Below are 26671 nucleotides of genomic sequence, written 5' to 3'. Positions count from 1 at the left end.
CGTGAGGTTTTTGGCTACCTTCCCGTTATTGTTTTTTTTCATCTATGCGCCTTTTATAAGGCTTCTGGGTGTAACAGTTTATCTGCCATATTTTGTTGTTGTAGTACTTTCTGTGTTCGGTATTTTGTCAATTTTTAAATCACTTAGATTGGCTAAGCTTGTGATGCTGCCTTTAATGGCGCTGCTTATTCTCTTGGGTTACGCGTTTATTTCCAGCTTTTTTCATGGAATATTTGATCGGGATTTTTACTATTCTGTATTTTCTGGTTTTTTTATTCTGATAGCGGGGTGTGGGCTTTCCTCGATTTATGACAAGACATATGGTGAGAGTTCTACCTCGAACTTAACCTGGCACCTTTTTTATTCTGGTGTTCTTCACTCTATTATCATGATGCTGGTTTTCTTTTCTGATACTGTCGCCTCACTTCTATATAGTGTTATTCCGTTAACTGAAAAAGGGCAGTATTTCGTTGATATGGGTATCAGGTCTCCGGGGTTGACATCTGGAGGAGGGGATAGTTTATCTGGTCTCCACGCTCTTTTTGCGATTCTTGGTTTCTATATGCTGCTGCGTCGATGGGAGGATTTGAAGTTAGCTGAGGTGGTTTTCGTTATTATTGGTATATATCTGGTTCTTGCATCTCTTGCGTTATCGGCGAGAACGGGATATGTGATTATTGTTGGGCTGACATTTTGCCTGTTGTTAGTGTTGATCGCTGTTTCGATGGAGCGGTTTTCTTTCCGTTATTTGACAAAAGGATTTTTTGCTTTTTTATTTTTTTGCGTTTTTAGTTTTTTAAGTTTTGGTGAGTTTTTAAGTTTCCTTGGTGAAGAGAGGGCATACAAGCGCTCAGCCGAGCTCGTAATAAATTACAGGGAATCTGGTGAAGCTAGTATGGGGTCTGTTTCAGCTCTGAAGGGCATGTATTTTCTTCCTGTTTCTGGGTTAGACCTAATTTGGGGAACAGGTGACTTAGGCCGTAATGTGGACGCTGGCTTCTTGGCATCTGATGTTGGCTATGTGAGAGCTCTTCACGGTTACGGTATTGTTGGGCTAATTCTGATGTATGTGCCTTTTGTTTTGATTGGGCTGGCTATCTTGTCTTCCCATCGTGTCGGCTCTGAGGCCGTGGTGTTATTCCTTTGTGCTGCCGCAATTCTCGCTATGAACCTAAAGACTTTTTATTTTTGGGGGCTAAGAGATATATTCAAAGTATTTTCTATTTACCTTTTTGTTGGGTGTGGCGTTGGGTTAAGTTCAGTGCTGCATGTAATTGGGCGGTTACGGAAAACGTCCGGATGATCTATTTTTTCCCACATTGCGATATCAAAACTTACCATTGGGGAGCGGTCCTTCGCTCAGAATATGGCGTTGGTGTTCATGAGTTGAAATCTCATCCTTTTTTTCATTGGTTTGAAGTTTTGAGATTTTCTATAAAAAAAAGGTCGAGGCCTGTTTTTGTTTTCCGATATTTGGGTGATTATCCTGATTCTTTTCGATCGGCTCTGAGGCTTTTGTCCGATCTACTTTGTATCGTCGTTTGTTTCTCTCTAGGTGGTCATGTTCGCTGGATTGTTCATAACGTTGATAGAGAAACCTATATGTATCATCCAGGTATGCTCAGTTTCCGAAGGAAGATTATCGGTTGGGCTTCCAAAAAGGTATACGTAACGGATCAGTTTCTTTTGCCACTGGCGTTTTCGACTTTGCAATCGGGAAGGGGCAAGCTTGGCGTCGTCACATTCGGCGCAGAAGAATCGATAGCTTCACCGGACTTTTCAGAGCGCATTTCTGAGGTCTTGAAGGATTTTATTTGGGTACGACAACAGAAACCCCTGATTGGCTTATGTGCGTCGGCTGTCGCCGATAAGTGTCATCACTTCTTTATGGTAGAAGCTGTTCTAGATGCTCTCAATGCGGAAAGTCTCCAGGTTGTTATGGTTGTGGTTTGCAATACCCGAGTCCTTAGGTCAAGGCATTTTATTCAACTATTCAGCAGGTTGGGAGAGAGGGAGGATGTGATTTTATTCCCCGAAGGAGGGGCGGTTTATGAGAATCGTTTAAAAGGAAAAATAGATTTCATATATCGATCTCTGTCTGATCAATCTGTTCCATACACGTTGTACAATGCAGCTGCTTCCCGTATCCCTGTATTGACACACGATGTTGGTTTGACTGCCACGATTGTCAGAAATTGTGGTATCGGTGTCGTTTGGGAAGATCTTCACTCTAAAAGCCGATTTGATTTAGAGAGCGCCTTGGGCGTCTGTGAAGACCGCAGATTTGAAGAGTTTTTATCAGCGCGCACTTGGCAGAACGGAGCGGCCGCTTTAGTAGAAGGGCTGAAACATGAGTGATGAGCTAAAGCAGGGCAACTCTGTCGATTTGATACACCTCTGCAATAATTATACGTCTTCAGTCGTCCACAAGCTGATTGGCGATCATATGCGCAAGCAATTTCAAAAGCAGGCGTTCATTATTCCTGTCCGGTCCTATGATGAACTCAGTGTCGCTGATGATAGTGATTCGAAAGTTTGCCTGGCTCCGGTTTTCTACCGAAACCGAATTTTGCGCTTTTTTCCTTTAGTTAAGGTTGGGTGGGTATTTTCTCGCGTATTCAGAGCATTGAATGAGTTTTTCGACGATAAGAAAACGAGGGCCATTATTGCGCACAATTTTTGGTCTGACGGCATGGTTGCATTTTTTTACTCTTTCTTTAGGCGCATCAGCTTTACTTTGGTTGTTAGAAATACAGATATCAATGTCTTCATTCCCGGCCTGCCGCATTACCGCTGGTTGATGAAGTGGATGGTGCGTAGGTCTCATGCCCTTGTTTTCGTGAGTGAAGCGCATCGAAGAACGTTCAGTCTTCGATTTCCTAAGTTGTATGAAAGTGCTGCTCGAATAGCAGTTATACCAAATGGCCTCGAATCGTTTTGGTTAGACAATGAGAGCACGCAAGCGGTTCGTAAAGCCAGAGTTTGCTATGTCGGAAAGTTTAACCGAAATAAAAATCTGGTGAGGCTGGTGAATGCGTGCGAGTTGATTTTAGATGATTACCCGCAGTTGGAGCTTGTGCTAGTCGGAGGTGAGGTTGACGAACTCGAGGAAATGCTAGCGAAACCTGTGCCCGAATTTGTTGAGGTTCTCGGCACGATTAGAAACAAGGAGGAGCTCAAGGAGGTTTATCAGTCATCTCGCGTATTCGCGATGCCCTCGGTTACTGAGACTTTCGGTCTGGTCTATCTTGAGGCGTTATCGCAAGGTTGTGCGGTAGTTTGTACTCGGCACCAAGGAATCGATGGGATGTTTGATTTTCCTTTTGTGCAAGCGGTGGACCCCCTCGATACGAATAGCATTTCGGCTTCGTTAAGGAATCTGCTGCAGTTTGAGAATGGGGTTGCTAGCGCGCAAGTGCGTTGCACCTTAAGCCAGTTTTCCTGGGAGTATGTGGGCAAGCGATATGCCGAGGTTGTGCAATGAAGATTATTTACCTGCATCAGTACTTTAAAACCCCTTCGATGGCTGGCGGCACGAGGTCATACGAGATGGCTCGGAGGTTGGTTAGTGCGGGGCATGAAGTTCATGTGGTTACGTCGCGAACAGACCAGCCAGCACACGGAGGCAGTTGGAGCCAGGAAGTGATTGATGGGATTCAGGTGCATTGGTTGCCTGTGACCTATTCAAATTCAATGGGTTTTGTGAAACGTTTGCAGGCGTTTTTTAGATTTGCGCTGAAAGCAGGGAAATACGCTTCGTCAATTAAGGCGGATGTTGTTTTTGCTACGAGTACCCCACTAACGATTGCCATCCCGGGTGTGAAGGCAGCGAGGACTATTGGGGCGCCAATGGTTTTTGAAGTAAGAGATCTCTGGCCAGAGATTCCAATAGCGCTTGGGGTTCTTCGCTCTCCTGTTACAAAATTTTTTGCCAAAAAGTTGGAGTCTTGGGCGTATAGGAATTCGAATCAAGTTGTCGGACTGTCATCTGGTATGTGTGATGGGATAGTTCGCACAGGCTATCCCAGAGAGCGAGTGCACCTGATCCCTAACAGTTCTGATATGGAGCTTTTTTCTGTCCCGAAGACCCTGGGAGCGGAATTCAGGCAAGCCAGGCCTTGGTTGGAAGATCGCCCACTCGTTGTCTATGCCGGGACGTTTGGCAAAGTAAATGGTGTAGGTTATTTGGTTGAAGTGGCAAAACACTCACTTTCTTTGGACCCGGAAGTTCGATTTCTTGCTGTTGGCGAGGGTGCAGAGTGGAGTGAGGTTGAGCAAAAGGCTGAGTCGGAGGGTGTACTCAATAGAAACTTTTTTATGGAACCCGCAGTTACCAAGGCCGAAATGCCAGCGTTACTGAATGCCGCTACTATTACCACATCTCTCGTTATTAATAACAAAGCACTTTGGCACAATTCGGCGAACAAGTTTTTCGATTCTCTTGCAGCTGGCCGTCCAATTTTTGTGAACCATGGTGGTTGGCAGGCAGAACTGCTTGCAAAGTCTGGGGCAGGGTTCCAAACCCCCGCAAACGACCCGGCAGCGGCCGCAGAGTTGATTGTAACGTTCATCAAGAATCCCGGTGCGGCGGATGCGGCAGGTTTAGCGGCTTTGAAACTGGCACGAACGGAGTTTGATCGAGGGCGGTTGGCAAATAAGCTTGAGCATGTGTTGAAATTGGCAGTTGGTGATTCAGTTGAGTAAGCGCATTTTTGACGTTGCAATCGCTATTTTGGTTTTAGGGGTTAGTCTTCCGATTCTGGTTCTGCTGGCGCTGTTGATCAGGATTTGGTTGGGAAGACCGGTATTGTTCGTTCAAGTGCGTCCGGGTCTTCATGGTAAGCCCTTTAGGATGGTTAAGTTCCGAACCATGACCGACAAGCGTGATAAGCACGGCCGCCTATTGCCAGATAATATCCGGCTTACGCGATTTGGTCGAATTCTAAGATCGACAAGCCTTGATGAGCTTCCCGAACTATGGAATGTGCTGAAGGGTGATATGAGTTTGGTTGGGCCGCGTCCGTTGCTAATGGAATATTTGCCACTGTATTCCAAGGAACAGTACCGGCGTCACGAAGTCCGCCCGGGTGTAACAGGTTGGGCTCAGATCAATGGCCGTAATGCGATTTCGTGGGAGGATAAGTTTAAGCTGGATGTTTGGTATGTGGATAATCAGTCTTTTGGGCTGGACTTGAAGATACTGTTTCTCACGGTAAAAAAAGTGCTGATTCGGGATGGCATAAGTGGTCAGGGTGAGGTGACGATGTCAAAGTTTACTGGAACTAAAGAGTGATGCGGCTGGCAATTCTGGGTGCCAGTGGGCATGGCAAGGTAGTGGCTGATGCCGCCAGTTTGAGTGGTTGGACCGAGATTGTTTTTTTCGATGATGCCTGGCCCGTAGTTGCAAACAACGGTCCTTGGGACGTTGTGGGCGCAGGTTCGCATTTGTTGGCTCAGGCTGCTGGGTTTGACGGTGCGGTTGTTGCCATAGGTAATAATGCCATTCGTATGGCTAAACAACAGGAGCTGGTGTTTGCCGGGCTTAAGTTGGTCTCTGTGTTTCACCCCTCTGCGGTTGTAAGCCCCCATGCCACGGTTGGTAGCGGCACCGTTGTGTTTGCCAATGCGGCAATCAATGCCTGCGCTACTCTGGGCGCGGGCTGTATTGTAAATACGGGTGCAGTAGTGGAGCACGATTGCGTGGTCGGAGATTTTTCACACCTTAGCCCGAACTCTGTACTCGCCGGTGGCGTTACCGTTGGGCGAAAGGTTTGGGTGGGCGCCGGTGCTACGGTGAAGCAGCTGGTGGTGTTAGGTGATGAGGTCACGGTTGGTATGGGTAGCACTGTTTTGCGAGATGAATCCGCCGGCCAGACTATTGTTGGCGTTCCAGCTCGCCCCGTTCGTTTTCAGGACTGAGTTTTTATGTTGAATACTGTGTTCTCGCCTTGGCCTTCTTTTACTCAGGAAGAGGCGAATGCTGTCTCTTCGGTGCTTTTATCAAACAAGGTGAACTACTGGACCGGCACCGAAGCCCGCGAGTTCGAAAATGAGTTTGCTGCGTTTGCCGGTACCGATCATGCGTTAGCAGTTGCCAATGGCACGGTGGCTCTTGACCTTGCGCTTAAGGGCTTGGGCATAGGTGTTGGTGATGAGGTGATTGTTACTTCCCGAACCTTTTTGGCTTCTGCGTCGTCTATTGTGAATGCAGGCGCTACGCCGGTGTTCGCGGACGTGGATCGGGACACTCAGAATATTTCTTTGGAGACAGTTCGCCCCTTGGTAACCGAGCGCACGCGGGCGATTATTGCGGTGCATCTGGCCGGTTGGCCGTGCGAAATGGATAGCTTGAACACGCTGGCTCGCGAGTATGGGCTTTTTGTGATTGAAGACTGTGCCCAGGCCCATGGCGCCACTTATAAAGGGCGGCCTGTCGGTGGTTTGGGAGATGTGGCGGCTTGGTCTTTCTGCCAGGACAAGATTATGACGACCGGTGGCGAGGGTGGCATGGTGACCACTAATAATCGAGAGTTATGGTCTCGCATGTGGTCGTTCAAGGATCACGGTAAAAGCTGGGAAGCGGTTTATGAGCGTGAGCATCCGCCCGGCTTTCGATGGTTGCATGAGAGTATCGGTACCAACTGGCGGATGACAGAGATGCAGGCGGTAATCGGCCGATTTCAGTTGACCAGAATGGCCGATTGGACAAGATCGAGGATGGCTAACTGTAATTTAATCTGGGCCGAGGCCTCCAAGCACAAGGGTTTGAGGGTTCCTGTTGTGCCAGACGACATTGGCCATGCTGGTTATAAGTGCTATGTCTTTATTGAGCCTGCCGGATTGAAGCCGGGGTGGGATCGTGACCGGATTATGGCGGCCATTATTGAGCGAGGCGTGCCTTGTTTCTCCGGGTCTTGTTCTGAGGTTTATCTTGAAAAATGTTTTCAGGATTTGTCTCTTGCACCTGAAGAGCGGTTACCGGTTGCCCGTGAGATGGGTGAGACCAGTCTGATGTTTTTGGTGCATCCCACGTTGACGGAGACTGAAATGGCAAAAACGGTTGAAGTGCTTGCTGATGTTATGTCAAAGGCGTCTTGTTGAACCTGGGAGTGCTGGTGAGAAATAAGCTGGTCAATCGCATACTGCATCTATCTCGCCCCAAGAAGCGGGTAATTTCCGTTGCGACGGATTTAGTGCTGTTGTCGTTGGCGATATGGGCAGCGTTTGCGCTCCGTTTTGAGAGCTCGGCCTGGCTGCCTTCAGAAAGGCAGCTTTGGGTGTCGTCCGCTACCGTGGCCGTTACCATAGCTGCGTTTGTAAAGCTTGGGTTATATCGCGCTGTCATTCGCTATATCAGCGAGCATGCTTTCCTGGCAATTTTGGTAGGTGTTGCCTTCTCGAGTATTGCGTTGATTGTACTTGGCTTTGTGTTTCAGGCGCTGGTTCCCCGTTCCGTGCCGGTTATCTACGGCGCGTTTGCATTTGTGTTGGTAGCGGGTACCCGGTTTGCTGTGCGTGCAGTTGTGCGGCGCCGTGGCGACCGTTCCAAGGATGGTGTTTTAATTGTGGGTGCCGGCTTGAAGGGCATGCAGTTGGCTTCTGCTCTTTCGCAGGGTGTGGAATACCGGCCGGCTGGCTTCATATCGATGGTGGATGCCAATCACAAGTCGATGATTGGTAATTTGCCGGTTTATTCTCTGGAGTTTATCGATAAAGCGATCCGGGAATTGGACGTTTCCCGGGTGTTGTTGGCTATAGAGGAGTCCGACCCAGTCAATCGTAAAGAGCTCATGCGAACTCTAGAAGGCCTTGCGGTTCCCGTCCAAACTGTCCCTTCCATGTCCGAATTGGTTGCCGGCGTAGCGCGAATCAACGATATTCGCGACCTGGAGATCGAAGATTTGCTTGGCAGAGACCCGGTGCGCCCAGACACAGCAACGGTTTCGCAGAGCCTGTACGGTAAGTCGGTTATGGTCACCGGTGCTGGCGGCTCGATCGGTTCTGAACTCTGCCGACAGATTCTGAGGCACAAGCCGCGCACTCTGGTGCTGTTTGAGCAGTCGGAGTTTTCTCTGTATTCGATTGAGCGGGAACTGCAGTCGATCAATCAGATTGAAGGACTGGATGTATCACTTCACGCTGTGCTTGGTAGCGTTATTCATCGCCGCCGCTGTGAAACTGTAATGCGTGCTTTCGGGATTCAGGCTGTCTATCACGCGGCGGCCTACAAGCATGTGCCGCTGGTTGAGCATAACGTTATTGAGGGTATTCAGAATAATGTGTTCGGTACCTGGCATACCGCTGAAGCGGCTATTGCGGCTGGGGTTGAGCGTTTTGTTTTGATCTCTACCGACAAAGCTGTTCGCCCCACTAATGTGATGGGTGCCAGTAAACGATTGGCGGAGCTGGTTTTGCAGGGGTTGGCCCAGCGCCAGAGCAAAACGGTGTTTTCCATGGTGCGCTTTGGCAATGTGCTGGGCTCGTCTGGATCTGTGGTGCCATTATTCCGGGACCAGATTCGGGATGGCGGCCCAATAACCGTGACCCATCCGGATATTATTCGTTATTTCATGACCATTCCTGAGGCGAGCCAGCTGGTGCTCCAGGCTGGCAGTATGGGGCAGGGCGGCGAAGTGTTCGTTTTGGATATGGGCGAGCCGGTTAAGATTGCAGATCTTGCTCGCAAGATGATTCATCTGATGGGGCTTGATGAGAAGAGTGAGGAATGTCCTGAGGGTGATATTGAGATTATTTATACCGGCTTGCGCCCAGGGGAGAAACTTTACGAGGAGTTGTTGATTGGTGACAACCCCCAAGGCACGGCGCACCCTCGTATTATGATGGCGCGAGAGGTGTCACTGCCTTGGGAGGAGGTTAATGAGTTGCTCGGTAAATTTGCCAGGGCGAGCCAGATGTTTGATTGTGCGGCAGCGGTTGAGTTGTTGAAAGAAGCGCGTACCGGGTATTCGCCTAATGATGAAGTGGCGGATCTTGTCTGGTGTAGTGATGGCAAGTCGGCAATTTATGGAGATGACCAGGGTAAGGTTGTTCATCTTAAGTAGGTTCGGAAAGAACTATTCTGGTCTGGTATTTTGTAGCGGCTACCGTTATGATCGATATGGTCAATATGGTTGGAGGCTGCCATGATCACAGAAACCAGTGCAGTAAAGTTCCGTCAGAACCTGGGGGAGATGATCAATCAGGTTCAGTACCGGCATGACAGCGTGTTGATCAAGAAAGACGGCAAGCCAGTGGCGGCTTTGGTGGATGCTCGCTTGTTCAATCGGATTCGTCGTTTAGAGGCCCGTTTTGAGGCCTTAAGTGTGAGATTGGAGCAGGGGTTTGCCGGGGTTCCTCAGGAGGAGGGGCTGCGGGAAATTGAGGAGGCGATTTCGGGCGCCCGGTCGGAAACGTCTTAGAGGTTAATCCAGGGATGGCTTCTATTCAGGTAGTTCTTGATACCAATGTCATTATTTCGGGGTTGGCATACCCTTCGAGCGCGCCGGGGAGAGTGATGCAGGCCTGGCGGGCCGGGGCATTGGACGTTGTTCTCTCCGAGTATATTCTTGACGAAATTCGCAGAGTTTTACCAAGGCTCTCCCATCGCCATAGCATGACAGATGCTGAGATTGATGATCTGGTTGATATTCTCAGTTTTCTGGCGGAGTTGGTTGATCCCGTTAAGTTGCCGGATGACGCTGTTCGGGATAAGAACGATACGCCGGTATTGGGAACTCTTGTGGCTGGGATGCAAGCCCATGGTGTGGATTACCTGATTACCGGTGATAAAGACTTGCTCGCTTTGGCTGGTCAGTTCCCTGTGGTGACACCCGCGGATTTTTGGGCCAGGCATGGTGGGCTTTAGTGATAGGCAACAAGGATTGTTGAGATGATTGAGATAAGGCATCACGGCGCCGTAAGTGGCGTGACCGGCTCTTGCCATGAGCTTCGGTTGTTGCAGGCTAGTAAGGGCCAATGGCGCCCAAATTCGCCTCCTACAAAGGGGTCTGACCCCTCGGGGTCAGACCCCACCCTTCTGTCAGCGGGTTACGCCAGGCTTGGTGCGATTGGGGTCAGTCCCCAGGGGGACAGACCCCGTAGCAGGCCCCGTGAGCCAGCGGCAATCCCACAAGCTGGCATCCTCATAGACTGCGGCCTGTTCCAGGGCCAGGAAGAATCCCGAGGTTCTTCTGTCGCCGACTTGGCCATCGATTTCCCCATCGACCACATCCGCGCCCTGGTGGTTACCCACGTTCACATCGACCACGTGGGCCGCATTCCCTACCTGCTCGCTGCCGGCTTTGATGGGCCCATCATTTGCTCCGAACCCTCCGCCATCATGCTCCCGGAAATCTTGGAAGACGCCCTGAAGATTGGCTTCACCCGGGATCGCGCTTTGATTCACCGTGTTTTGGAACTGATACGGGCGAGGGTGGTGCCGCTGCCTTACGGCCGTTGGCATTCGGTGTTTGAGGAAGAGGCCAGGAGTTTAAAGGTGCGCCTGCAGAGGGCCGGGCACATTCTGGGTTCGGCTTATGTGGAGTGTGATGCGGTGTCTGGCACGGCGGCTGAGCGTATTGTGTTCAGCGGTGATCTCGGCGCGCCCCATTCCCCGTTGCTGCCGGAGCCCGCGCCCCCGGAGCGTGCTGATCGCCTGGTGATTGAGAGTACTTACGGCGATAAGAACCACGAAGACCGGGAAGCGCGGCGTTATCGGCTGAAGGCAGTTCTGGAACATGCGCTTGAAGACGGCGGCACGGTACTGATCCCGGCGTTTAGCATTGGCCGGACTCAGGAGTTGTTGTATGAGATTGAAGGGTTGATTGCGGAGTTTGGTGGTTTCTGGAGCAACCTCGAAATCGTCGTCGATTCTCCCTTGGCCGCCGAGTTCACCAAAATCTACCGAGACCTCAAACCCTTCTGGGATGAAGAAGCCCGTGCCCTGGTGGCAGCGGGCCGCCACCCGCTTTCTTTCGAGCAGCTTACCGTTATCAATTCCCACGAAGACCACCTCAATGCTGTGGAATACCTGGCCAGATCCCATCGCCCCTGTGTGGTCATCGCAGGTTCCGGTATGTGCGCTGGCGGCAGGGTGGTAAATTATCTGAAAGCGATGCTGGGCGATGCACGCAACGATGTGTTGTTCGTGGGTTATCAGGCAGCTGGAACGCCGGGCCGCAACATTCTGACCTACGGCCCTCGCGGCGGTTGGGTAGAGCTGGATGGTGAACGGTATGATATCCGGGCGCAGGTGCACACCGTAGGTGGCTATTCCGCCCACGCCGGGCAGGAGGATTTGCTGCGTTTTGTGGAGGGCATTCCACAACCGCCCAGCGAGATTCGGATTGTGCATGGGGATGAGGGGGCGAAGCGGGCTTTGCAGGCAAAACTGGGGAAGCTGCGAAAGTTGGTGCCCGTCACTGACGTGGTGATACCGGATTAACAGATTTGGGGTCAGACCCCAGAGCATTTGACCGATCAAAATGTCTTGGGGTCAGACCCCAATTTAAAATAGATACCACTATGTCCAATTTGATATAATTAACTTGTTTTTGGATATGGAGGTATCTCTGTGAATCTGATTTCAGGGCGGGATGTACAGGTTGCCTTTGCGGCGTATGTGCAGGAGCGGCGGAAGGCCTTGAAGTGGTCGCGGGCGGTGCTGGCGGCGCGCAGTACTGTGCCGGCACCGACCATCAAGAAATTTGAAACCACGGGGCAGATTTCGTTACGGCAGTTCATACTGTTGTGGCAGTGCGTGGATGATCTTCATCGGTTACAGGATTTGACGAGCGCGGAGCAAGAGCCTATGCCGCGTTCACTGGATGAGGTGCTTGCCCGGTGAGTTTTGCTCCGGTTCGCCAGTTAGCGGTTTGGCGCACGTTCAGCGATGGGCAGCGGGCCCTGGTTGGTGGCCTGGCGCAGAACCGGCAAGGCGTATTCTTTCAGTACGATGCAGATTACCTGGCCAGGTTCAGCCCGTTGTCGCCCTTTGCATTGAAGTGGGATGCGACGGTGCAGCTGGCTCCCCGTGATCCCCATGGCGGGCTGCCGGGGGTGTTCGCGGATTCTCTGCCTGATGGCTGGGGGTTACTGTTGATGGACCGGGTGTTTCGTCAGCAGGGTATTCTGCCAGCCCAGGTAACGCCGATGGACAGGCTGGCGTTTGTGGGCGCCACGGGCATCGGTGCACTGAGTTATACGCCTGTGGCGGAATTTGCTCCGGTCGCGGATGACAAGCTGATTGAAACAGCAGAGCTTGGGCTTCAGGCGCAGGCCGTATTCGATGGGCAAACTACGGATGTGTTGGCCGAACTGGTGGCCGCCGGAAGTTCTGCAGGCGCGCGGCCCAAGGCGCAGCTGTATTTTGCTGAAGGGGAGTACGGCGTGTGTCGCACCCGGCCCATCGCTGGTGATGAAGCCTGGCTGGTTAAGTTTACCTCTGCCAACCTGCCTCTGGGCCATGAAGAAGGATTGTGTGAGGCGGTTTATTTATCACTGGCAGAGCGCGCGGGATTGCAGCCTCCCCGCTGGCAGTTGCTGCCGGCTCCCGAGGCATCGGGCGCCAGGGCCTGGTTAGCGGTTGAGCGATTTGACCGGGTGTGGCGCCCAGAGGATGTACCCGGTTGCGTTCATCTGCACAGTGCCTGTGGTTTGCTGGATGCGGACTTCCGGGCGCCCAGCCTGGATTATGAGGATTTGATTAAAGCCAGTGGCCAGTTATGCCGTGGCGTTAACGCGGCGCAGCTGCAGTTCTTGCGCGCAGTGTTTAATTTGTTCGCAGTGAACCAGGACGATCACAGCAAGAACTGGGCGTTTCTGCAAAGCGATGATGGCGATTGGCAGCCTGCACCATTTTATGACGTGACCTTTAGCCCCGGCCGGTTTGGCGAACACAGCACGTCTTATGCCGGGTTTGGCAAGAAACCGCCGTTGAAGGCCATGCAAAAGCTGGCCGCCGAAGCAGGCTTTGCCAGCTGGGAACAGGCGAGGCAGGGAATAGAGCGGGTACTGGATGCCTTGGCCGGTTTCTCTGCCACAGCGAAGGCGCTGGGCGTGAGCGCCGAGACGACCCGGCTTATCCAGCAGCAGCTTGATCAAGCCTATCAGCAGAACATTAAATAATGGGGTCAGACCCCAGAACATTTGACCGATCAAAATGTCTTGGGGTCTGACCCCAAAATTGGAGGATTAATGAAGAAGATCGCAGTGGTAGGTCTTGGCTATGTGGGCTTGCCTTTGGCAGCGGCCTTTGGTGAGAAGCGCGAGGTGGTTGGTTTTGATATCAACAGCAAGCGCATTGCCGAGCTGAAGGATGGCGTGGACTTTACCCGTGAGGTGTCTGCGGATGAGTTGGCGGCGGCGAAGCATTTGTCGTTTACGGATTCGCTGGAGGGCATTGCCGATTGCCAGATCTACATTGTGACGGTGCCTACGCCCATTGATGAATACAAAAGCCCAGACCTGACGCCGCTGGTGAAGGCCAGCGAGAGTGTGGGCAATGTGTTGAAGAAGGGCGACATCGTAATTTACGAATCCACGGTGTTCCCGGGTGCCACCGAAGAGGTGTGCGTGCCGGTGCTGGAAAAGCTGTCTGGCCTGGCGTTCAACCAGGATTTCTTCGCCGGTTACAGCCCCGAGCGGATCAACCCGGGCGATAAAGAGCACCGGGTGACGACCATTATGAAGGTGACGTCCGGCTCTACGCCGGAAATTGCCGACGAAGTGGATGCCCTCTATGCGGATATCATCACCGCCGGTACCCACAAGGCCAGTTCCATTAAGGTGGCGGAAGCTGCCAAGGTGATTGAAAACACCCAGCGGGATTTGAATATTGCGTTGATGAATGAGTTGTCGATGATCTTTGCTCGTTTGAAGATCGACACCAATGAAGTATTGGCCGCGGCCGGAACCAAATGGAATTTCTTGCCGTTTAAACCCGGCCTGGTGGGCGGGCATTGTATTGGGGTAGACCCGTATTATCTGACCCATAAAGCCCAGGCCATTGGCTATAACCCGGAGATTATCCTGGCTGGCCGCCGGGTGAATGACAATATGGGGCCTTATGCTGCGTCGGCCCTGGTGAAGGCAATGATTAAAAAAGGCCACACCATTGCCGATTCCCGTATTTTGATTATGGGCTTTACCTTTAAAGAAAATTGCCCGGATTTGCGCAATACCCGTGTGATTGATGTGGTTCGCGAGCTTCAGGATTATGGCTGCCAGGTGGATGTTACCGACTGCTGGGCAGATAATGCCGAAGCAGAGCATGAATATGGTATTTCATTGTTACCAGAGCCGGCTAAAGGGAACTATGATGCTGTGTTACTGGCTGTTCCCCATAGGGAATATGCGGCTTTGAATGCTGATGAGCTACGTGCTTTTACTAATAGTGATGGCATCCTTTTTGATTTGAAGGGTGTGTTGCCGTTGGGGCATGCAGACTTAAGACTATGAGTTTGGGGTCAGACCCCAAGACATTTGATAGTGCGAAATGTATCGGGGTCTGACCCCAACTTCGAAAAGCCCGGCATTGTTGTCGGGCTTTTTATTAATGAGTTGTAAACGTTTTATTTTGCCAATTTGTAAATTGTTTATTATGATTGGTGCCGACTTCTCGTCATATTCAATGCTTCAGTATAAACACATCGAATAAGGTTATATTTCCATGGCAAAGATTAACGATTACTACCAGAAAAAGCAGCTGATGGAAAAGCTGGCCGCTGAGCTGGAACAGCTCGAGAAGGATCAGGCACTGAAAGGCGAACTGGAGTTTGAAAATAAAGTTCGTGATTTAATGAGTGAGTATAAAAAATCTCCTAAAGATTTTTTGCAGATTTTGTTAGCTATTGATCCGTCTATCGCGGGTGTCAAAGCAGATATTTCGACTGGTACTCGCGCTAAACGCCCGATGAAAACTTATAAAAATCCTCACACCGGTGATGTGGTGAAGACTCGTGGCGGCAATCACAAAACTCTGAATGAGTGGCGTGAAAAATATGGCAAGGAAGCTGTTCAGAGTTGGCAGCAGGATTGATGGGTCAGTTCTAGTTGGCGCATCTTGGTTAATACCTAGCGCTTTTTTTGGGGGGCATATTCGTTGCCCCCCTATCTGCAAAGTTCCCGCCCCAGTTTAACGTTTATCTCTCGTAGAATCTTGAGTCTCACGATCCATGAGGCTGCTCACTCAAATGCTTTTAGGTCACTAAAAATTAGCATGCTTTCATCCATCCTGGGAGTTTTGATCTTAAAGTATGGTATGGGTTGTTCGATATAACTATACTCAGTCCATGAGTATCTTTTTCTGTAAACCGAATGTTGGGTGATTCATGGCGAAACTATTCTCTGTCCGGAACAAAGGGTCGGCCCAAGAACCAGGGAAACCGTCGGATAGGGCTCAGGGAAGCCCAGAGAACGATGGTGGCGATGCCGATTTCCCGGAACGCTCACGGTTCGTCAGGGCGAACGAGTCTCGGCTGGTCAATACTTCAGTTGGATGGTTTGCCCTTACCAGAGATGAGGATGACCTAGGCCCATTTGCAACAGAGCTTCAGGCGGAAGCGGCACTCCGGGACTATCTGCAGACTGTTCAGCCGCGAGAGTCTAGAGAGTTTTCGCCCGTTCTAAGTAGTGGAGTGTTACTTCACGATACAGAAACCTGTAAGAAACGTCACTGCGCATTTTGTATCGAGGCTGGAGTGTTGGCAGAAGACAATTGGAGTGAATTGATTAGCCAGATTGATTTTGTGACTGGAGACATCGAATTATGAAGAGCGTTGATCAATCTCAGGACGAGTTTTTGCGTAATGAGGACGGTGCCCAGGTTGATTTGGACAATTACATCCATCTGATTTTTGAAAGGTATCCTTTCCGTCGACTAGTTCGTGTGACCGTTGACGACAGCGAAGCGGTTAGTGCATTGGGTAAAGGGTTTGACGTCGCGAACCATCAACCTGTCTCTGCGTTGTTTCTCCTATTGAAGGGAACCCGTTTGCCGGAAGTACTGGACGACAAAACATGGCGTGAGGTGGTTGCGCCGGCTCTGAAAGCGGTTGGAGACCGCTATGAGGTTAAGCCTGATGCCAGGGCTATGTGGGATGGGATACCCATAGATCTCCCTGCACCTTTTGCGGACAAGAGGTTACAGCTTCTGATGGGGGATTGTCGGCCGGAGGATTTAGCATCGATCGTTGAGTTGACGGAGATCGTTATGGCGGTTGGCAATGGTCGGTCGCCTGACATAAATCTCTTTCGTGAGCTTTCGCGGTCTTTATCTTGGCGTCAGGGTCCTGGCCGTGATGAAGAAGAGTTACAGCGTGCCATGCGGTATAACTTGGAGCTACAAGACAAGTATTTCAGTCTGTTAGGGGCTGCCGCCGATCCGGATGAAAAGCACCTTGCACAGCGTATATGTCATCGCTTGGAGGCTGAGCAAAGGGAATTGGTGATTACTGTTGGCGGGGCGAATTCTTAAGCGTCCCAGTTCCCTGTCCCTTCTGGAAGTGCTGCTGCTTGAGGAGGCCCCGACCTCATCAACCAAAACGCCACCCTGCACACCGTTCTGCCAGCGCCAATCGCCAACCTCGCGATTATTCAGCAACTACCACTCTGTTCCTGCCACTCTCCTTGGCCGCATACAGCGCCTCATCCGCCTTCTGCATCCACTGCATATAGTTCTCAGGCTCGTCGGTGAGTTGGGCGATGCCCATGCTGATGGTGTAGGTGATGTTGCCGGCGCTGGTCTCCACGGTGCTTTTTTCGATGCTTTCGCGAATGCGCTCGCAGATGAGACGGGCGCTCTCTGCATCGGTTTCCGGGAGGATGATGCCGAACTCTTCGCCACCGTAGCGGCCGGCGCTGTCGGATTGGCGGATGTTATTGCGGGTGGTCTGGGCGGTGTGGCGAATGACTTCGTCGCCGGCCAGGTGGCCGTAGTTATCGTTGACCGGTTTGAAGTGGTCGATGTCGAACATCACCAGGGTGGTGGCCTGGCCGTAGCGGCGGAAGCGTTCGTATTCGGCGTCTACCAGGTTTTCCCAGGTGCCGCGGTTGAGCAGGCCGGTGAGGCGGTCTGTCATGCTCAGTTTGGCGAGCTGTTCGTTGGCTCGTTCCAGGGCCCGTTTGCTGCTGGCGAATTCGGTGACGTCGTAAATCAGCAGGCAGATTTTGTTTACCTCACCGGTGGTCCCCGTCAGCGGGCTGATGGTGAGGTTCTGGAACATGTACTCTTCCGTGCCGGTGATGGGCCGGGTGTTCCGGAATTTGAACAGGTAAGGGCGCTGTTCCCAGGAGGTGAAGGCCCGGGTGTTGAGCATGGCGACGGCATCGACTTTGCGGGTGAGCCAGGCTTTCGGGATGTCCGGGAACACGTCGAACAGGACTTTGTTCTGGATCTGGCTGCCGGTGATGCCGCTGTGATGCTCCATAAAGCCATTCCAGGCCTGCACGCGAAAATCGAGGTCCAGCACCACGAGGCCAACCTCGACCGATTCGAGCATGTCTACCAGCCAGTGAAAGGCGCCTGCTTCGGGGTTCTGAAAGGCCATGGTCAATCCACCAGGTATTCGAGGCGTTTTTCAAGGAAAGGCACCGAGTCTTCGGTGAACAGAATCAGCATGTCGCAATGGATGTCACGGTTTTCGATGGCGTAGCTGATCTCGATGCACAGCAGCTGTTCTTCCCGTTTGCTGTGGTGTTCCAGCAGTTCGTTGATTGGCCGATGCTGGCCGAGCACGGTGGGGTGGCCCAGGCCGAGTTTCAGGTCCAGCTGGTCGCCAATGCCGTTCAGGAAGGCGCCGAACAGAATGCTGGACATATCCATCAACACTTCCACGTTAACGGCTTCGCCCTCGACCACATCGTAATGCAGCAGTTCGGCCATTTCCTGAAAACTGGCGTCTTGGAACAGCAGTAGGGCCTCACCAGCAAGCCCGGCGCCGGTAAATCCCTGGCAAACGGCGGAGTAAGCTTCGCCTTGCTGGGCGGCGGAAATGGCCATATGGAGTTCGGAATTAGCGATAAACGCCACCTTCGGGATCGGTTGCTTTACGAACACCCGGAGTAGCCGTGCCAGGAGGTCAGACGAACGACCCATGGATACATTGGCGATCTCCTGCAGGTAGTCGTTCAGGCTGACGGAGATTTCCCGGGCTTTGCCTACGCTGCTGCGCAGAGAGGAATCCTTCAGCGCTGCGGTTTCCAGTTCGCCGGGGCGATAAAAGCCGTACTCCTCGAGCAATCTGGTAACAAGGCCGGTGTCTGTGGGTTTTTTGATGAAGTCGATGGCGCCGAGTTTACGCACGCGCTCCCTGGCTTCGGGCTGAATGTCGCCGGAGACCACAATGGTCAAGACGGGGAGGTCTTCCTTACGGATATGTTCAAGTACCTGATAGCCGTCTATTTCTGGCATGTTGAGATCCAGAAACAGAAGCTCGGCCTTGTGGTCGCGAAGAATCTGCAGGGCCTCTTCGCCGTTGGTCGCAAACAGGATGTCGTCCGCCAGGCCAGCAGGCAGTGTCCGGGCCATTTGCTTGCGGGCGAGGGCAGAGTCGTCGCAAATCAGAATCTGGGTAGACATCGGTGGTTGATCAGTGCCATGGGTAAAGTGATTCAGTATAGCAGTGCCGGATGATATGTATCTATAGGCTACATCATTGATTTCCGGTGCGCTGGTTATTGTTTCTTCCGTGCTGTGGGCAGGTGAGGATAAGTGTAATCCTGTGATGGCGATCATGCTTAACGAGGAAATGACATCTACGTAATGAGTGAATGTGATTTTGGTCACTCTATGTACGCGCAGGCCTCCGTTATAGTCTGGTGACGGTCAAAAAGACACAGAACGTTACAAAGAATAACGTGGCCGTATGCCAGCACCGAAATAACAAAATAAGCGGGCGGCATGAGTCGGCGTCGGAAACTGACTCACAAAAACAATCAGAGACACTAATATGAAGACGCAAGCGTATGGATACGCTGCCCTTGCCACGTTCTGCCTGGGTATTTCGCCCGTTGCCCAGGCCGATCTTAGGCCCATTTCAGATGATGCAATGGGCGAGGTGACCGGGCAGGCCTTTATGCAGATAGAAAACATTGCCGGCGAAAACCATGACTTCACCCGGATGACCCTGGGTATGGACGTGGAAACGCGAGTCAATGTGGATGATATTCAGGTGGGCCAGATTGATGGCGGCACCGATTTTTCAGCAAGCCACCTGGCGCTGGGGCATATCGCCCGTGCCGACGGCGAAGTATTCAATGGCCGAACCTATAATGAAGGTGAGGTGATTCCCTTTGAGGCCCAGCGGCCTTATATCGAACTGGCTGAAGATGCTCAGGGCCTGGCGGGCTTCCGTTTGGGATTCCAGCAGGCGCGGGGTTCGGTTTCTTCTCATACCACCAGCTTTAGTGGAGCCATGCCCGGCCTGAAGGTACGGGAAGAAGAGTCTGGCACCATTTACGATACTGCATTGTTTGCCGGTGACGGTGAAACAGCCACGAATTACCGCGCATCCCACATTGGTATTGTGCCCAATGGCGATGAGCCCTTGTCTTGTGTTTCTGGCGTGAACTGCGCGCCGCTCACCAACCTGCGTTCCATCATTGTGGGTGACGAAGGTGCGGCAGAGGGCGAGGTAGCCTTCACCGATGGCTTCTTCATCGGGTTCCAGCGTGATGAGAACGTTGACTGGCAAAGCCTGGATGGCGCCAACACCATCAGCGTGGGTAAGGGGGTGTTTATCAACCTGCCTACGAATATGACAGTGGACTTGAGCCAGTTGACGGGTGATGGTGTAGACCGGTTACGGACTCATCAGGTGGATATGGGGACGAAGTTGTTTTGAATTTTGGTAGACTCCTGCCATTGATCCGTTTGGCAGGAGTGCTCCCTTGATCCGTTCTTTCTACTGGCACGATTACGAAACCTTCGGCGTGGACCCGGTTCATGACCGCCCCTCCCAGTTCGCCGGCGTACGAACCGATGCCGATCTGAATGTGATCGAAGATCCGTTGGTGATCTTCTGCAAGCCGACGGACGATTACCTGCCTTCCCCGGAAGCCTGTTTGATTACTGGTATTACTCCGCAGAAAGCGCTGGAAGACGGCTTTCCGGAAGCGGAATTCATCGCCCAGATCAACGAAGCCTTCAGCCAGCCCGGCACCTGCGCCGTGGGCTACAACAGCCTGCGTTTTGATGACGAAGTCACCCGCCACACCCTGTACCGAAACCTGCGCGATCCTTACGCCCGGGAATGGCAGAACGGTAACTCCCGCTGGGACATCATCGACATGGTGCGACTGACCTACGCCCTGCGCCCGGAAGGCATCAACTGGCCGAAGAAAGAAGACGGCAGCCCCAGCTTCAAGCTGGAGGAATTGACGGTGGCTAACGGCATTGCCCACGAGGCTGCCCACGATGCGATGTCTGACGTGCTGGCCACCATCGCCGTGGCCAAGCTGATCAAAGAGAAGCAGCCCAAGCTGTTTGATTTCGTTCTGAGCAACAAAGACAAGCACTCCGCCCGGCAAATGCTGGACACCGCCGCCATGAAACCGGTGTTCCACATTTCCGCCAAGTACCCGGCTACCCGCGGATGCTGTGCCCTGGTGGCGCCGGTGGCAGAAAGTCTGAGCAACAAGAACCAGGTGATTGTGTACGACTTGCGGGAAGACCCTACTGAACTGATCAATGCCACGGTAGAGGAGATTCGCGAGCGGGTATTTACGTCACAGGCAGAACTGGGTGAGGGCGTAAGCCGTTTTCCGTTGAAAGGTGTGCAGCTGAACAAATGCCCGGTGCTGGCCCCCGCCAACATGCTGTCAACCCTGTCGCCGGAACGGCTGGCGGAACTGGAGCTGGATGGCGACGTGCTGCGCGCCAACCTGGCCAAACTGCGGCAAGCGCCAGACCTGCCAGGCCGCATCGCTCAAGCCTTCGAGCAGGATTTCGCCGGCAGCGACCTGACCGACCCGGACGAACAACTCTACGCCGGTGGCTTCATCAGCAAAACCGATCGGGAGAAACTGAACTGGCTGTTAACCCAGCCGGCAGATACCCTGGGCGAGCAAGACGTGAGCTTCGAAGACGCACGCCTGCCAGACATGCTATTCCGCTACCGCGCCCGAAATTACCCGGGCACTCTGAGCGGCGAAGAAATGGAACGCTGGGAAGAATTTCGCAGCCAACGCCTGATGCATCCCAAGCAAGGCTGGCGCTCCCTCGAAGAGTACGGCCGCATCCTGCAAAAGCTCGCCGCCGACCCGGAGCTCACGCCCAGGAACCAGCAAATCCTCGAAGACCTCCACCTCTACGGCGAATCCCTCATCCCCTACATGTAAAATTGGGGTCAGACCCCAAGACATTTGATGGTGCCAAATGTCCGGGGGTCTGACCCCAACGTTTATCTGCGGCGTTGGAAGTAGACGCTGAGGTTCTGGCCCATGAGGCTTTGCACTTCGCTGCCCAGGGCCTCGGCCTGGATTTGGCGTCGTACCGGGGCGGTGGCCAGGCTGTGGCCGTCTTCGTCCCGGGCTTTGACGAGTTTCCATTCCACTTCGTTACTGACCAGCGCCAGCAGTTCTCTGAGCTGGGCGGCGTCTTGTGGGCGGAACCAGCGGTCGCGGCAGCCGCCGAGGCTGTAGAAGTCGTCGTCTTTCAGCAGGTTGGCCCATACCGCGTCTTGTTTGTTGGCCAGTACCATACGGCGGAGCTGGCGCAGGCTGGTGCGGGTGGGTTGAAGCTGGTGTTCGGCAATCAATCGGCGGATCTGTTTGTCGCCGGTGGTTTGCTCGGCCATGCTGGTGTGCATGTGAACGACGGCACCACTGATGGAGGCGCTGTTGATGAGCGCTGCCAGGGAAAGTTCCGTCATGGCCGGTGAAGGCAGGCGGCCCACTTCCACCCAATGGACCTGATGGCCATCGGCCACGAAGCGCTGGGCGATGGACCAGGGCCAGAACACGATGTTGTCCATGTTCAGGGTTTGCGCCATGCGGGTGGCCTTGGCGATGTTGGCCAGGGATTCGTCTACCGCGATCACTTCGACATCGTTAAGGTATTGCGCCAGTTCCATGGCACGTTGGCCGGACTGGGCGCCGCACACCAGAATGCGGAGGGTGGCGGGCAGGTTGTCTGTATTCAGTCCAAGTTCCTGGGCCATCACCGCTTTCAAACTGGTTTCGGTGCGGTAGGCCAGCTGGCTCCATGCCGGCCAGGCTTGTGGCACGTCGGTTTTGGCCAGGCAGAGCTCTTCCGCTTTTTCGTCAAAATTCTGTTTGATGGCTTCTTCTTCGGCGCGGCTGTAATAGCTGGCGGCCATCATCGGCTGCATGGCCAGGGGCCAGTCCACCAGGTTCCATTGCCCCAGCTGCATGGCAAAGCTTTGATGGAACAGGGCACCGTACATGGCGCTGATCATCAGCGAGCCAATCAGGGCCTCTTGTGGTTCGCGCACGGCGAATTGCGCCACAATGCTGTCGTTAATCGTGGCCGCCAGGCGCTCTTCATCGTCTTCGGCGGCCAGGGCGTAACCGGTGCGGTCTGCGTATTCGGCAATGGCCAGGCACAGGGGCTGCAGTTCATCCCGCAGGCTGGCGGTTTGCGCCACTTCCGCCATGATCGCCCGGCGCAGCATCACCACCAGCTCTTCCACGGCAGCGTTGGGCATCAGGGTTTTCTGCAGGGCCAGAATCAGCAGTTCGTCTTCAGCGGCAGCATCCAGAAAGACCTCGGCATTCGGGTTATCCAGATCGTACTGCTGCTGAATGATGGCGCCGACGAATCGGCCGATTTCCTGGTGCGGCAGCCCGTCTTTGCGGAGCAGGGCGATGGCATCCTGCGCCAGGTCGGTGTCTGCCTTGTGAATCTGCAGGTGCTGCGCGCAAGTGAGCATGCCGGAATACACCGAATCCCAGCGGGAACCGGTTTGCAGCAGTTTGCGGTAATGCAGGTAGGCCACATCAAATTGCCCCTGCAAGCGCTTGGCGTGGGCGGCACCGCAGAAAGCGGCGGCAGATTGCCGGTCGCACTCCAGCGCCCGCAGGAAGTATTCCTCCGCCAGGGCCGGGCGCTCGCTCTTCAGCGCCCAGTAACCCAGGTTGCAGTACTGCTGCGCTTGCCCAGGCTGGCTGTTCAGGCTGGCATTGAACAGTGCGTGGGCTTTCTCCAGCTGGCCGTCGTCCATCTCCACCCGGCCCAGCAGGCCAAGGGCCGCCGCGTTTTCCGGCTCCAGCGCCAGCGCCTGGTCCAGGTACTCCCGGCATTCAAACCGCGCCTTCAGCCGCTGCACATAGGAAAGCCCGTTACTGTTGGACTCCCCATACGCCAGATTCGCCTGCAAAACCAACCGCGCCGCCTGCGCCTGAACCGAGCGGGGAAGATGAGCATTGTGATGTTGTACGTGCATGGAACACCTCGTTACCAGCCATGATTCGATGCGGCAAAGGTCTGCAGTTTTTTGACGGTTTGCCGTGCTTTGAGGGAGGTGTTGCGAAAGGTGTGCCAGTTTGGTGTTTGAATTTGGGGTCAGACCCCAATACATTTGCAGCCTCGAAATGTCTTGGGGTCTGACCCCAAATTATAGATGTTCGGCGAAATCCATTGAGTCGTGCAGGATTCGCACGACGACGAGCTTGCGTGCTGACGTCTCACATATGGCTTTGAAGAACACTGTGTGTCGGGCTTTCTGAGACTCCCTCTGAATCCTGATGCTTCGGATCCCCGGCAGGAGTTCGGATCTATCCTTCGCTAAAGGATGATCAGGGCCTTGGTCGGATAGCTCTTGAATGGTATGCGCAATCAGCCCGCTGTAGTTCATAGCCTGACGGCTACCGAATTGGTCTCGCGTGTGGCGCATTATTTCGTCGAAGTCTGAGATGGCATTTTGCGAAAGCTCCACCGTCCATAGTGGGTGCATGCTGTTTAGTCCTTTTTATTCAGTTCTTCGGCCCTGTTGGTAAGGTAGTCTGTGATCGCTTCACCGGTGCCCAGTGTGACTGTGCGGCCATTATCGACGTCTGCCAGCCCTTCCGCCAAGGCTCCGCGTAGTTCGAGAAGCTTTTGTTGCAGTTGCACTTCCTTCTCTTCGACCAGCCGCAGCCCCTCTCTCAATACCTCACTGGCATTTTGGTAGCGACCTGCTTTAACCAGGTTGCCCACCAGTTGCTCCTGATGATCTGTCAGAACGATATTTCTGGTTGCCATTCTCCTGAGCCTCCCTGTATTCATTGGCATATATTGCCATTCTGGTTGGAGGGTTCCAAGTACGAATCTGGGGTCTGACCCCCGGACATTTGATGGGACGAAATGTCTTGGGGTCTGACCCCAAATTAGACTTGGCGAACGGGGCCGGGATAACGCGCGACCAGATCATCGGCCGTCAGCAACAGGAAGCCCTCTGTCTCGGCCTGGGCAACGAGAATTCTGTCGAATGGGTCTTTGTGGATTTCCGGCAGGTGGCTAACGGCCAAGGTGTGCAGTGACGAAATTGCCAATTCTGTATAGCCGTTATCAACCAGCCCGCGCCGGAGCAGATGTGGGTCAACATGAAAGTCTGGCCGCCCCAGGCCATTTTTGATGACGACTTCCCAGATACTGGCGGCGCTGAAGTACAGCCTGTTATTTTCGTTACTAATCATGGCTGCCGCTTCGGGGGATAACTTATTTGGCTCCGCTGCGGCCCAGAGCAGTAGGTGAGTGTCCAGAAGAAGGTTCATGTCACCCTCCGAACAACTCGGTTATCTCGTCTTGCCCCATCCGATCAAAGTCGTCCGGTACTTTGAATTCGCCCGCCAAGAAACCCAATCGTCTCTGTTGGCTCTCTTCAGGAGAATCGTAGGCGGTTACCCTGGCAACAGGCTTGCCCGCCTTTGCAATTATGAAAGCTTCGCCTTTGGCTGCGCGGGCGACCAGTTGCGACAGCCGGGTTTTTGCCTCGTGCATGTTGACCGATTCCATCTAGCCCTCCTTCGGTGCTGCTTAGTTCAATTGACTTAGTTTAGCGCGTGGGGTCGTTATTGGCTAATGGTAGCTAGGACGAGGCAAGCGAAATTTGGGGTCAGACCCCAGTACATTTGATGGGGTGAAATGTCTTGGGGTCTGACCCCAAAAGTAAAACGGCCGGGTGTTTAGCCCGGCCGTTTTGGTTGTGCTGCAGGAGCTTAGCCCTGCAGTAGCTGGAGCACCTGCTGGGGTCTTGCGTTGGCCTGGGCCAGTACGGAGAGGCCGGCCTGCTGGAGCACCTGAGTGCGGGCCAGTTCGGCGGTTTCTGCTGCGAAGTCGGCATCGCGGATTCGGCTGTTGGAGGCCGAGAGGTTTTCTGATGTGGTGCTCAGGTTGGCGATGGTGGACTCGAAGCGGTTTTGGACGGCGCCTAGCTCGGCGCGGAAGCTGTTAATCTTGTCGATCGCATAATCGATGGTGATCATTGCAAGGTCAGCACCGTCTGGAGTCGATATATCGGTGGTGTTCAACGAGGCGGTATTGGTCGCTGCAGCATACGTTTCGTCTACATCAATATCATCCACCCCATCACCGTCAAGATCAGCGGTGAACTGAACAGCGATATCCTCGCCGAACTGAGATGCAAAAATTATCTCTTGATTGGTTCGATCAAGATTAGCCTCGACACCCGTTTCGTTTGAGCGGGCGTTGATGGCGCCAATAACGTCGTTGAGTGAGGTGACATTATCAGCCGTGAAGGATATACCATTTACCGTAAAGTCGATGGACGCCTCCTCATTCGCTGTAAAAAAGTCTGCGAGTGATCCTCCCGTAGACTCAAAAGACTGAGCGAAGGTGCTAGCTGGCGTGTCGGTGTCAGTTAGGTTTATGGCGACTTGCACGGTCTCCCCTGATTCGTTTGTGAAGATAAGGGTATCGTTCGCAGTGTCTCCGGTCACCGTAAGTCCCGGGAATGGAGTAGTGAGTTGTGCTTGTATCTCTGCCGCCAGGTCCTCAATGTCATTTCCACCGGCACCAGTGTAAGTAATGGGGACGGTTGTGCCGTCGATAATTAGGTCCCCGCTCACGTTTGTCTCGTAATCAAGACCGAGGGCATTTGTTTCTACTGGAGGGAATGGGACAAGTTGTGAGCTGAAGTTCGTTGTTTTGCCAACTGTCGCACCCAGCTGGCTACCCCGCGAATCCAGTCCGCTAACGCCTATTGTTTCGCCGGTGTTTGCGCCAACTTGAAAAGTTTGAGTTCCAAACGTCCCATCCAGCACCTTCAACCCGTTAAAGGAAGTCTGGCTGGCAATCCGGTTGATCTCCTCAATCCGCTGCTGCACTTCCTGGTTCAGTGCCTGTCGGTCAGAAATACTGTTCGTCGCATTAGCCGATTGAACCGCCAGTTCCCGAATCCGCTGCAGGTTATTGGTAATCTCGTCCATCGCGCCTTCCGCCGTCTGCGCCAGGGAGATGCCGTCGTTGGCATTCCGCTGGGCCTGGTTCAGGCCGGCGATCTGGGATTGGAAGCGCTCGGAAATGGCAAGGCCAGCGGCGTCGTCTTTGGCAGAGTTAATCCGCAGGCCAGAAGACAACCGTTGCAGTGCCACGTTGGCATCGCCCTGCGAAGCATTCAGATTGCGCTGAGCATTCAGCGACGCAATGTTGGTGTTAATGACCTGAGGCATATCTATTCTCCTGCTCAGAGGTGCCGGTAGCCTAGTGCCCACT

At 53.3% G+C, this 26671-nt stretch carries 27 protein-coding genes; 19 read left to right on the top strand and 8 right to left on the bottom strand.

Annotation, left to right across the window (positions count from 1 at the left end; all coding sequences use genetic code 11):
• The first annotated feature begins 1 nt into the window (after position 1).
• From QUE75_RS12960 to QUE75_RS12880, 17 genes are all read left to right on the top strand, one after another.
• Complete coding sequence (locus QUE75_RS12960; RefSeq protein ID WP_286250697.1) at positions 2 to 1303, top strand: hypothetical protein; 1302 nt, start codon at positions 2 to 4, stop codon at positions 1301 to 1303.
• Positions 1300 to 2358: a hypothetical protein gene (locus QUE75_RS12955; RefSeq protein WP_286250695.1), complete on the top strand. Its 1059-nt coding sequence runs from the start codon at positions 1300 to 1302 to the stop codon at positions 2356 to 2358. The genes QUE75_RS12960 and QUE75_RS12955 overlap by 4 nt, the downstream gene beginning before the upstream one ends.
• Positions 2351 to 3484: a glycosyltransferase family 4 protein gene (locus tag QUE75_RS12950; protein ID WP_286250694.1), complete on the top strand. Its 1134-nt coding sequence runs from the start codon at positions 2351 to 2353 to the stop codon at positions 3482 to 3484. The genes QUE75_RS12955 and QUE75_RS12950 overlap by 8 nt, the downstream gene beginning before the upstream one ends.
• Positions 3481 to 4704, top strand: a complete 1224-nt coding sequence (locus QUE75_RS12945) for a glycosyltransferase family 4 protein (protein WP_286250692.1) — start codon at positions 3481 to 3483, stop codon at positions 4702 to 4704. The genes QUE75_RS12950 and QUE75_RS12945 overlap by 4 nt, the downstream gene beginning before the upstream one ends.
• On the top strand, positions 4697 to 5293 hold the full coding sequence (locus QUE75_RS12940) for a sugar transferase (protein WP_286250691.1): 597 nt from the start codon (positions 4697 to 4699) through the stop codon (positions 5291 to 5293). Before QUE75_RS12945 ends, QUE75_RS12940 begins: the two co-directional genes overlap by 8 nt.
• Entirely contained in the window at positions 5293 to 5919 is a 627-nt protein-coding gene (locus QUE75_RS12935; protein ID WP_318036574.1) for an acetyltransferase, read from the top strand. Before QUE75_RS12940 ends, QUE75_RS12935 begins: the two co-directional genes overlap by 1 nt.
• 6 nt (positions 5920 to 5925) lie before the next feature.
• The gene (locus QUE75_RS12930) at positions 5926 to 7101 is read left to right on the top strand and encodes a DegT/DnrJ/EryC1/StrS family aminotransferase (RefSeq protein ID WP_286250687.1); all 1176 of its coding nucleotides are present in this window, start codon (positions 5926 to 5928) and stop codon (positions 7099 to 7101) included.
• 14 nt (positions 7102 to 7115) lie between these two features.
• Positions 7116 to 9062 (top strand): polysaccharide biosynthesis protein, encoded by a 1947-nt coding sequence (locus QUE75_RS12925; protein ID WP_286250684.1) that lies wholly within the window; start codon positions 7116 to 7118, stop codon positions 9060 to 9062.
• 81 nt (positions 9063 to 9143) lie between these two features.
• On the top strand, positions 9144 to 9419 hold the full coding sequence (locus tag QUE75_RS12920) for a type II toxin-antitoxin system Phd/YefM family antitoxin (protein WP_286250682.1): 276 nt from the start codon (positions 9144 to 9146) through the stop codon (positions 9417 to 9419).
• 14 nt (positions 9420 to 9433) lie between these two features.
• The gene (locus QUE75_RS12915; RefSeq protein ID WP_286250681.1) at positions 9434 to 9865 is read left to right on the top strand and encodes a putative toxin-antitoxin system toxin component, PIN family; all 432 of its coding nucleotides are present in this window, start codon (positions 9434 to 9436) and stop codon (positions 9863 to 9865) included.
• A gap of 24 nt (positions 9866 to 9889) precedes the next feature.
• Positions 9890 to 11443, top strand: coding sequence for an MBL fold metallo-hydrolase RNA specificity domain-containing protein (locus QUE75_RS12910; protein WP_286250679.1), 1554 nt, complete (start codon positions 9890 to 9892; stop codon positions 11441 to 11443).
• A 129-nt stretch (positions 11444 to 11572) separates the two neighbouring features.
• Positions 11573 to 11845 carry a helix-turn-helix domain-containing protein gene (locus tag QUE75_RS12905; protein ID WP_286250677.1) on the top strand — a complete coding sequence of 91 codons (273 nt, stop codon included), beginning with the start codon at positions 11573 to 11575 and terminating at the stop codon, positions 11843 to 11845.
• Positions 11842 to 13125, top strand: coding sequence for a type II toxin-antitoxin system HipA family toxin (locus QUE75_RS12900; RefSeq protein WP_286250676.1), 1284 nt, complete (start codon positions 11842 to 11844; stop codon positions 13123 to 13125). Before QUE75_RS12905 ends, QUE75_RS12900 begins: the two co-directional genes overlap by 4 nt.
• Positions 13126 to 13194: 69 nt before the next feature.
• Positions 13195 to 14457, top strand: coding sequence for a Vi polysaccharide biosynthesis UDP-N-acetylglucosamine C-6 dehydrogenase TviB (gene tviB / locus QUE75_RS12895; protein WP_286250674.1), 1263 nt, complete (start codon positions 13195 to 13197; stop codon positions 14455 to 14457).
• 211 nt (positions 14458 to 14668) lie between these two features.
• Positions 14669 to 15037 carry a histone-like nucleoid-structuring protein, MvaT/MvaU family gene (locus tag QUE75_RS12890; RefSeq protein WP_286250672.1) on the top strand — a complete coding sequence of 123 codons (369 nt, stop codon included), beginning with the start codon at positions 14669 to 14671 and terminating at the stop codon, positions 15035 to 15037.
• Between the two features lie 292 nt (positions 15038 to 15329).
• Positions 15330 to 15770 (top strand): hypothetical protein, encoded by a 441-nt coding sequence (locus QUE75_RS12885; protein ID WP_286250670.1) that lies wholly within the window; start codon positions 15330 to 15332, stop codon positions 15768 to 15770.
• Positions 15767 to 16474: a hypothetical protein gene (locus tag QUE75_RS12880; protein ID WP_286250669.1), complete on the top strand. Its 708-nt coding sequence runs from the start codon at positions 15767 to 15769 to the stop codon at positions 16472 to 16474. Before QUE75_RS12885 ends, QUE75_RS12880 begins: the two co-directional genes overlap by 4 nt.
• 115 nt (positions 16475 to 16589) lie before the next feature.
• Here the strand turns inward: QUE75_RS12880 and QUE75_RS12875 are convergent, their stop codons facing one another.
• The gene (locus QUE75_RS12875; protein WP_286250667.1) at positions 16590 to 17546 is read right to left on the bottom strand and encodes a GGDEF domain-containing protein; all 957 of its coding nucleotides are present in this window, start codon (positions 17544 to 17546) and stop codon (positions 16590 to 16592) included.
• Positions 17547 to 17548: 2 nt separating this feature from the next.
• Positions 17549 to 18577 carry a response regulator gene (locus QUE75_RS12870; RefSeq protein ID WP_286250666.1) on the bottom strand — a complete coding sequence of 343 codons (1029 nt, stop codon included), beginning with the start codon at positions 18575 to 18577 and terminating at the stop codon, positions 17549 to 17551.
• 370 nt (positions 18578 to 18947) lie between these two features.
• On the opposite strand from QUE75_RS12870, the gene QUE75_RS12865 reads away from it, so the two are divergent.
• The gene (locus QUE75_RS12865) at positions 18948 to 19841 is read left to right on the top strand and encodes a DUF6160 family protein (protein WP_286250665.1); all 894 of its coding nucleotides are present in this window, start codon (positions 18948 to 18950) and stop codon (positions 19839 to 19841) included.
• Positions 19842 to 19887: 46 nt separating this feature from the next.
• Positions 19888 to 21336 (top strand): exodeoxyribonuclease I, encoded by a 1449-nt coding sequence (gene sbcB / locus QUE75_RS12860; RefSeq protein ID WP_286250663.1) that lies wholly within the window; start codon positions 19888 to 19890, stop codon positions 21334 to 21336.
• Positions 21337 to 21398: 62 nt separating this feature from the next.
• Here sbcB and QUE75_RS12855 read toward each other — a convergent pair whose 3' ends face one another.
• From QUE75_RS12855 to QUE75_RS12830, 6 genes are all read right to left on the bottom strand, one after another.
• A complete protein-coding gene (locus QUE75_RS12855; RefSeq protein WP_286250662.1) occupies positions 21399 to 23402 on the bottom strand; it encodes a tetratricopeptide repeat protein in 2004 nt (667 codons plus the stop codon).
• 171 nt (positions 23403 to 23573) lie between these two features.
• Entirely contained in the window at positions 23574 to 23852 is a 279-nt protein-coding gene (locus tag QUE75_RS12850) for a type II toxin-antitoxin system RelE/ParE family toxin (RefSeq protein ID WP_286255690.1), read from the bottom strand.
• Between the two features lie 65 nt (positions 23853 to 23917).
• The gene (locus QUE75_RS12845; RefSeq protein ID WP_286250660.1) at positions 23918 to 24199 is read right to left on the bottom strand and encodes a type II toxin-antitoxin system ParD family antitoxin; all 282 of its coding nucleotides are present in this window, start codon (positions 24197 to 24199) and stop codon (positions 23918 to 23920) included.
• A gap of 125 nt (positions 24200 to 24324) precedes the next feature.
• Positions 24325 to 24711 carry a type II toxin-antitoxin system VapC family toxin gene (locus tag QUE75_RS12840; RefSeq protein WP_286250658.1) on the bottom strand — a complete coding sequence of 129 codons (387 nt, stop codon included), beginning with the start codon at positions 24709 to 24711 and terminating at the stop codon, positions 24325 to 24327.
• 1 nt (position 24712) lies between these two features.
• Positions 24713 to 24952: a type II toxin-antitoxin system Phd/YefM family antitoxin gene (locus QUE75_RS12835; protein ID WP_061333890.1), complete on the bottom strand. Its 240-nt coding sequence runs from the start codon at positions 24950 to 24952 to the stop codon at positions 24713 to 24715.
• 203 nt (positions 24953 to 25155) lie between these two features.
• Positions 25156 to 26628, bottom strand: coding sequence for a flagellin (locus QUE75_RS12830; RefSeq protein WP_286250654.1), 1473 nt, complete (start codon positions 26626 to 26628; stop codon positions 25156 to 25158).
• Positions 26629 to 26671 lie beyond the last annotated feature (43 nt).

Source organism: Marinobacter shengliensis, from assembly GCF_030297115.1.
Taxonomy (GTDB): Bacteria; Pseudomonadota; Gammaproteobacteria; order Pseudomonadales; family Oleiphilaceae; genus Marinobacter; species Marinobacter shengliensis.
Note: the sequence above shows the minus strand (reverse complement) of the source record. Positions and strands in the feature narration are given on the sequence as shown.

What these genes read in the sequence shown, in the direction of transcription:
- QUE75_RS12945 (WP_286250692.1), top strand. Translation starts at nt 3,481, where the DNA reads ATGAAGATTATTTACCTGCATCAGTACTTTAAAACCCCTTCGATGGCT.
- QUE75_RS12850 (WP_286255690.1), bottom strand. Translation starts at nt 23,852, where the DNA reads ATGCGCCACACGCGAGACCAATTCGGTAGCCGTCAGGCTATGAACTAC.
- QUE75_RS12830 (WP_286250654.1), bottom strand. Translation starts at nt 26,628, where the DNA reads ATGCCTCAGGTCATTAACACCAACATTGCGTCGCTGAATGCTCAGCGC.
- tviB (WP_286250674.1), top strand. Translation starts at nt 13,195, where the DNA reads ATGAAGAAGATCGCAGTGGTAGGTCTTGGCTATGTGGGCTTGCCTTTG.
- QUE75_RS12920 (WP_286250682.1), top strand. Translation starts at nt 9,144, where the DNA reads ATGATCACAGAAACCAGTGCAGTAAAGTTCCGTCAGAACCTGGGGGAG.
- QUE75_RS12885 (WP_286250670.1), top strand. Translation starts at nt 15,330, where the DNA reads ATGGCGAAACTATTCTCTGTCCGGAACAAAGGGTCGGCCCAAGAACCA.
- QUE75_RS12950 (WP_286250694.1), top strand. Translation starts at nt 2,351, where the DNA reads ATGAGTGATGAGCTAAAGCAGGGCAACTCTGTCGATTTGATACACCTC.
- QUE75_RS12845 (WP_286250660.1), bottom strand. Translation starts at nt 24,199, where the DNA reads ATGGCAACCAGAAATATCGTTCTGACAGATCATCAGGAGCAACTGGTG.
- QUE75_RS12930 (WP_286250687.1), top strand. Translation starts at nt 5,926, where the DNA reads ATGTTGAATACTGTGTTCTCGCCTTGGCCTTCTTTTACTCAGGAAGAG.
- QUE75_RS12890 (WP_286250672.1), top strand. Translation starts at nt 14,669, where the DNA reads ATGGCAAAGATTAACGATTACTACCAGAAAAAGCAGCTGATGGAAAAG.
- QUE75_RS12915 (WP_286250681.1), top strand. Translation starts at nt 9,434, where the DNA reads ATGGCTTCTATTCAGGTAGTTCTTGATACCAATGTCATTATTTCGGGG.
- QUE75_RS12935 (WP_318036574.1), top strand. Translation starts at nt 5,293, where the DNA reads ATGCGGCTGGCAATTCTGGGTGCCAGTGGGCATGGCAAGGTAGTGGCT.
- QUE75_RS12840 (WP_286250658.1), bottom strand. Translation starts at nt 24,711, where the DNA reads ATGAACCTTCTTCTGGACACTCACCTACTGCTCTGGGCCGCAGCGGAG.
- QUE75_RS12865 (WP_286250665.1), top strand. Translation starts at nt 18,948, where the DNA reads ATGAAGACGCAAGCGTATGGATACGCTGCCCTTGCCACGTTCTGCCTG.
- QUE75_RS12910 (WP_286250679.1), top strand. Translation starts at nt 9,890, where the DNA reads ATGATTGAGATAAGGCATCACGGCGCCGTAAGTGGCGTGACCGGCTCT.
- QUE75_RS12880 (WP_286250669.1), top strand. Translation starts at nt 15,767, where the DNA reads ATGAAGAGCGTTGATCAATCTCAGGACGAGTTTTTGCGTAATGAGGAC.
- QUE75_RS12955 (WP_286250695.1), top strand. Translation starts at nt 1,300, where the DNA reads ATGATCTATTTTTTCCCACATTGCGATATCAAAACTTACCATTGGGGA.
- QUE75_RS12835 (WP_061333890.1), bottom strand. Translation starts at nt 24,952, where the DNA reads ATGGAATCGGTCAACATGCACGAGGCAAAAACCCGGCTGTCGCAACTG.
- QUE75_RS12855 (WP_286250662.1), bottom strand. Translation starts at nt 23,402, where the DNA reads ATGCACGTACAACATCACAATGCTCATCTTCCCCGCTCGGTTCAGGCG.
- QUE75_RS12875 (WP_286250667.1), bottom strand. Translation starts at nt 17,546, where the DNA reads ATGGCCTTTCAGAACCCCGAAGCAGGCGCCTTTCACTGGCTGGTAGAC.
- QUE75_RS12870 (WP_286250666.1), bottom strand. Translation starts at nt 18,577, where the DNA reads ATGTCTACCCAGATTCTGATTTGCGACGACTCTGCCCTCGCCCGCAAG.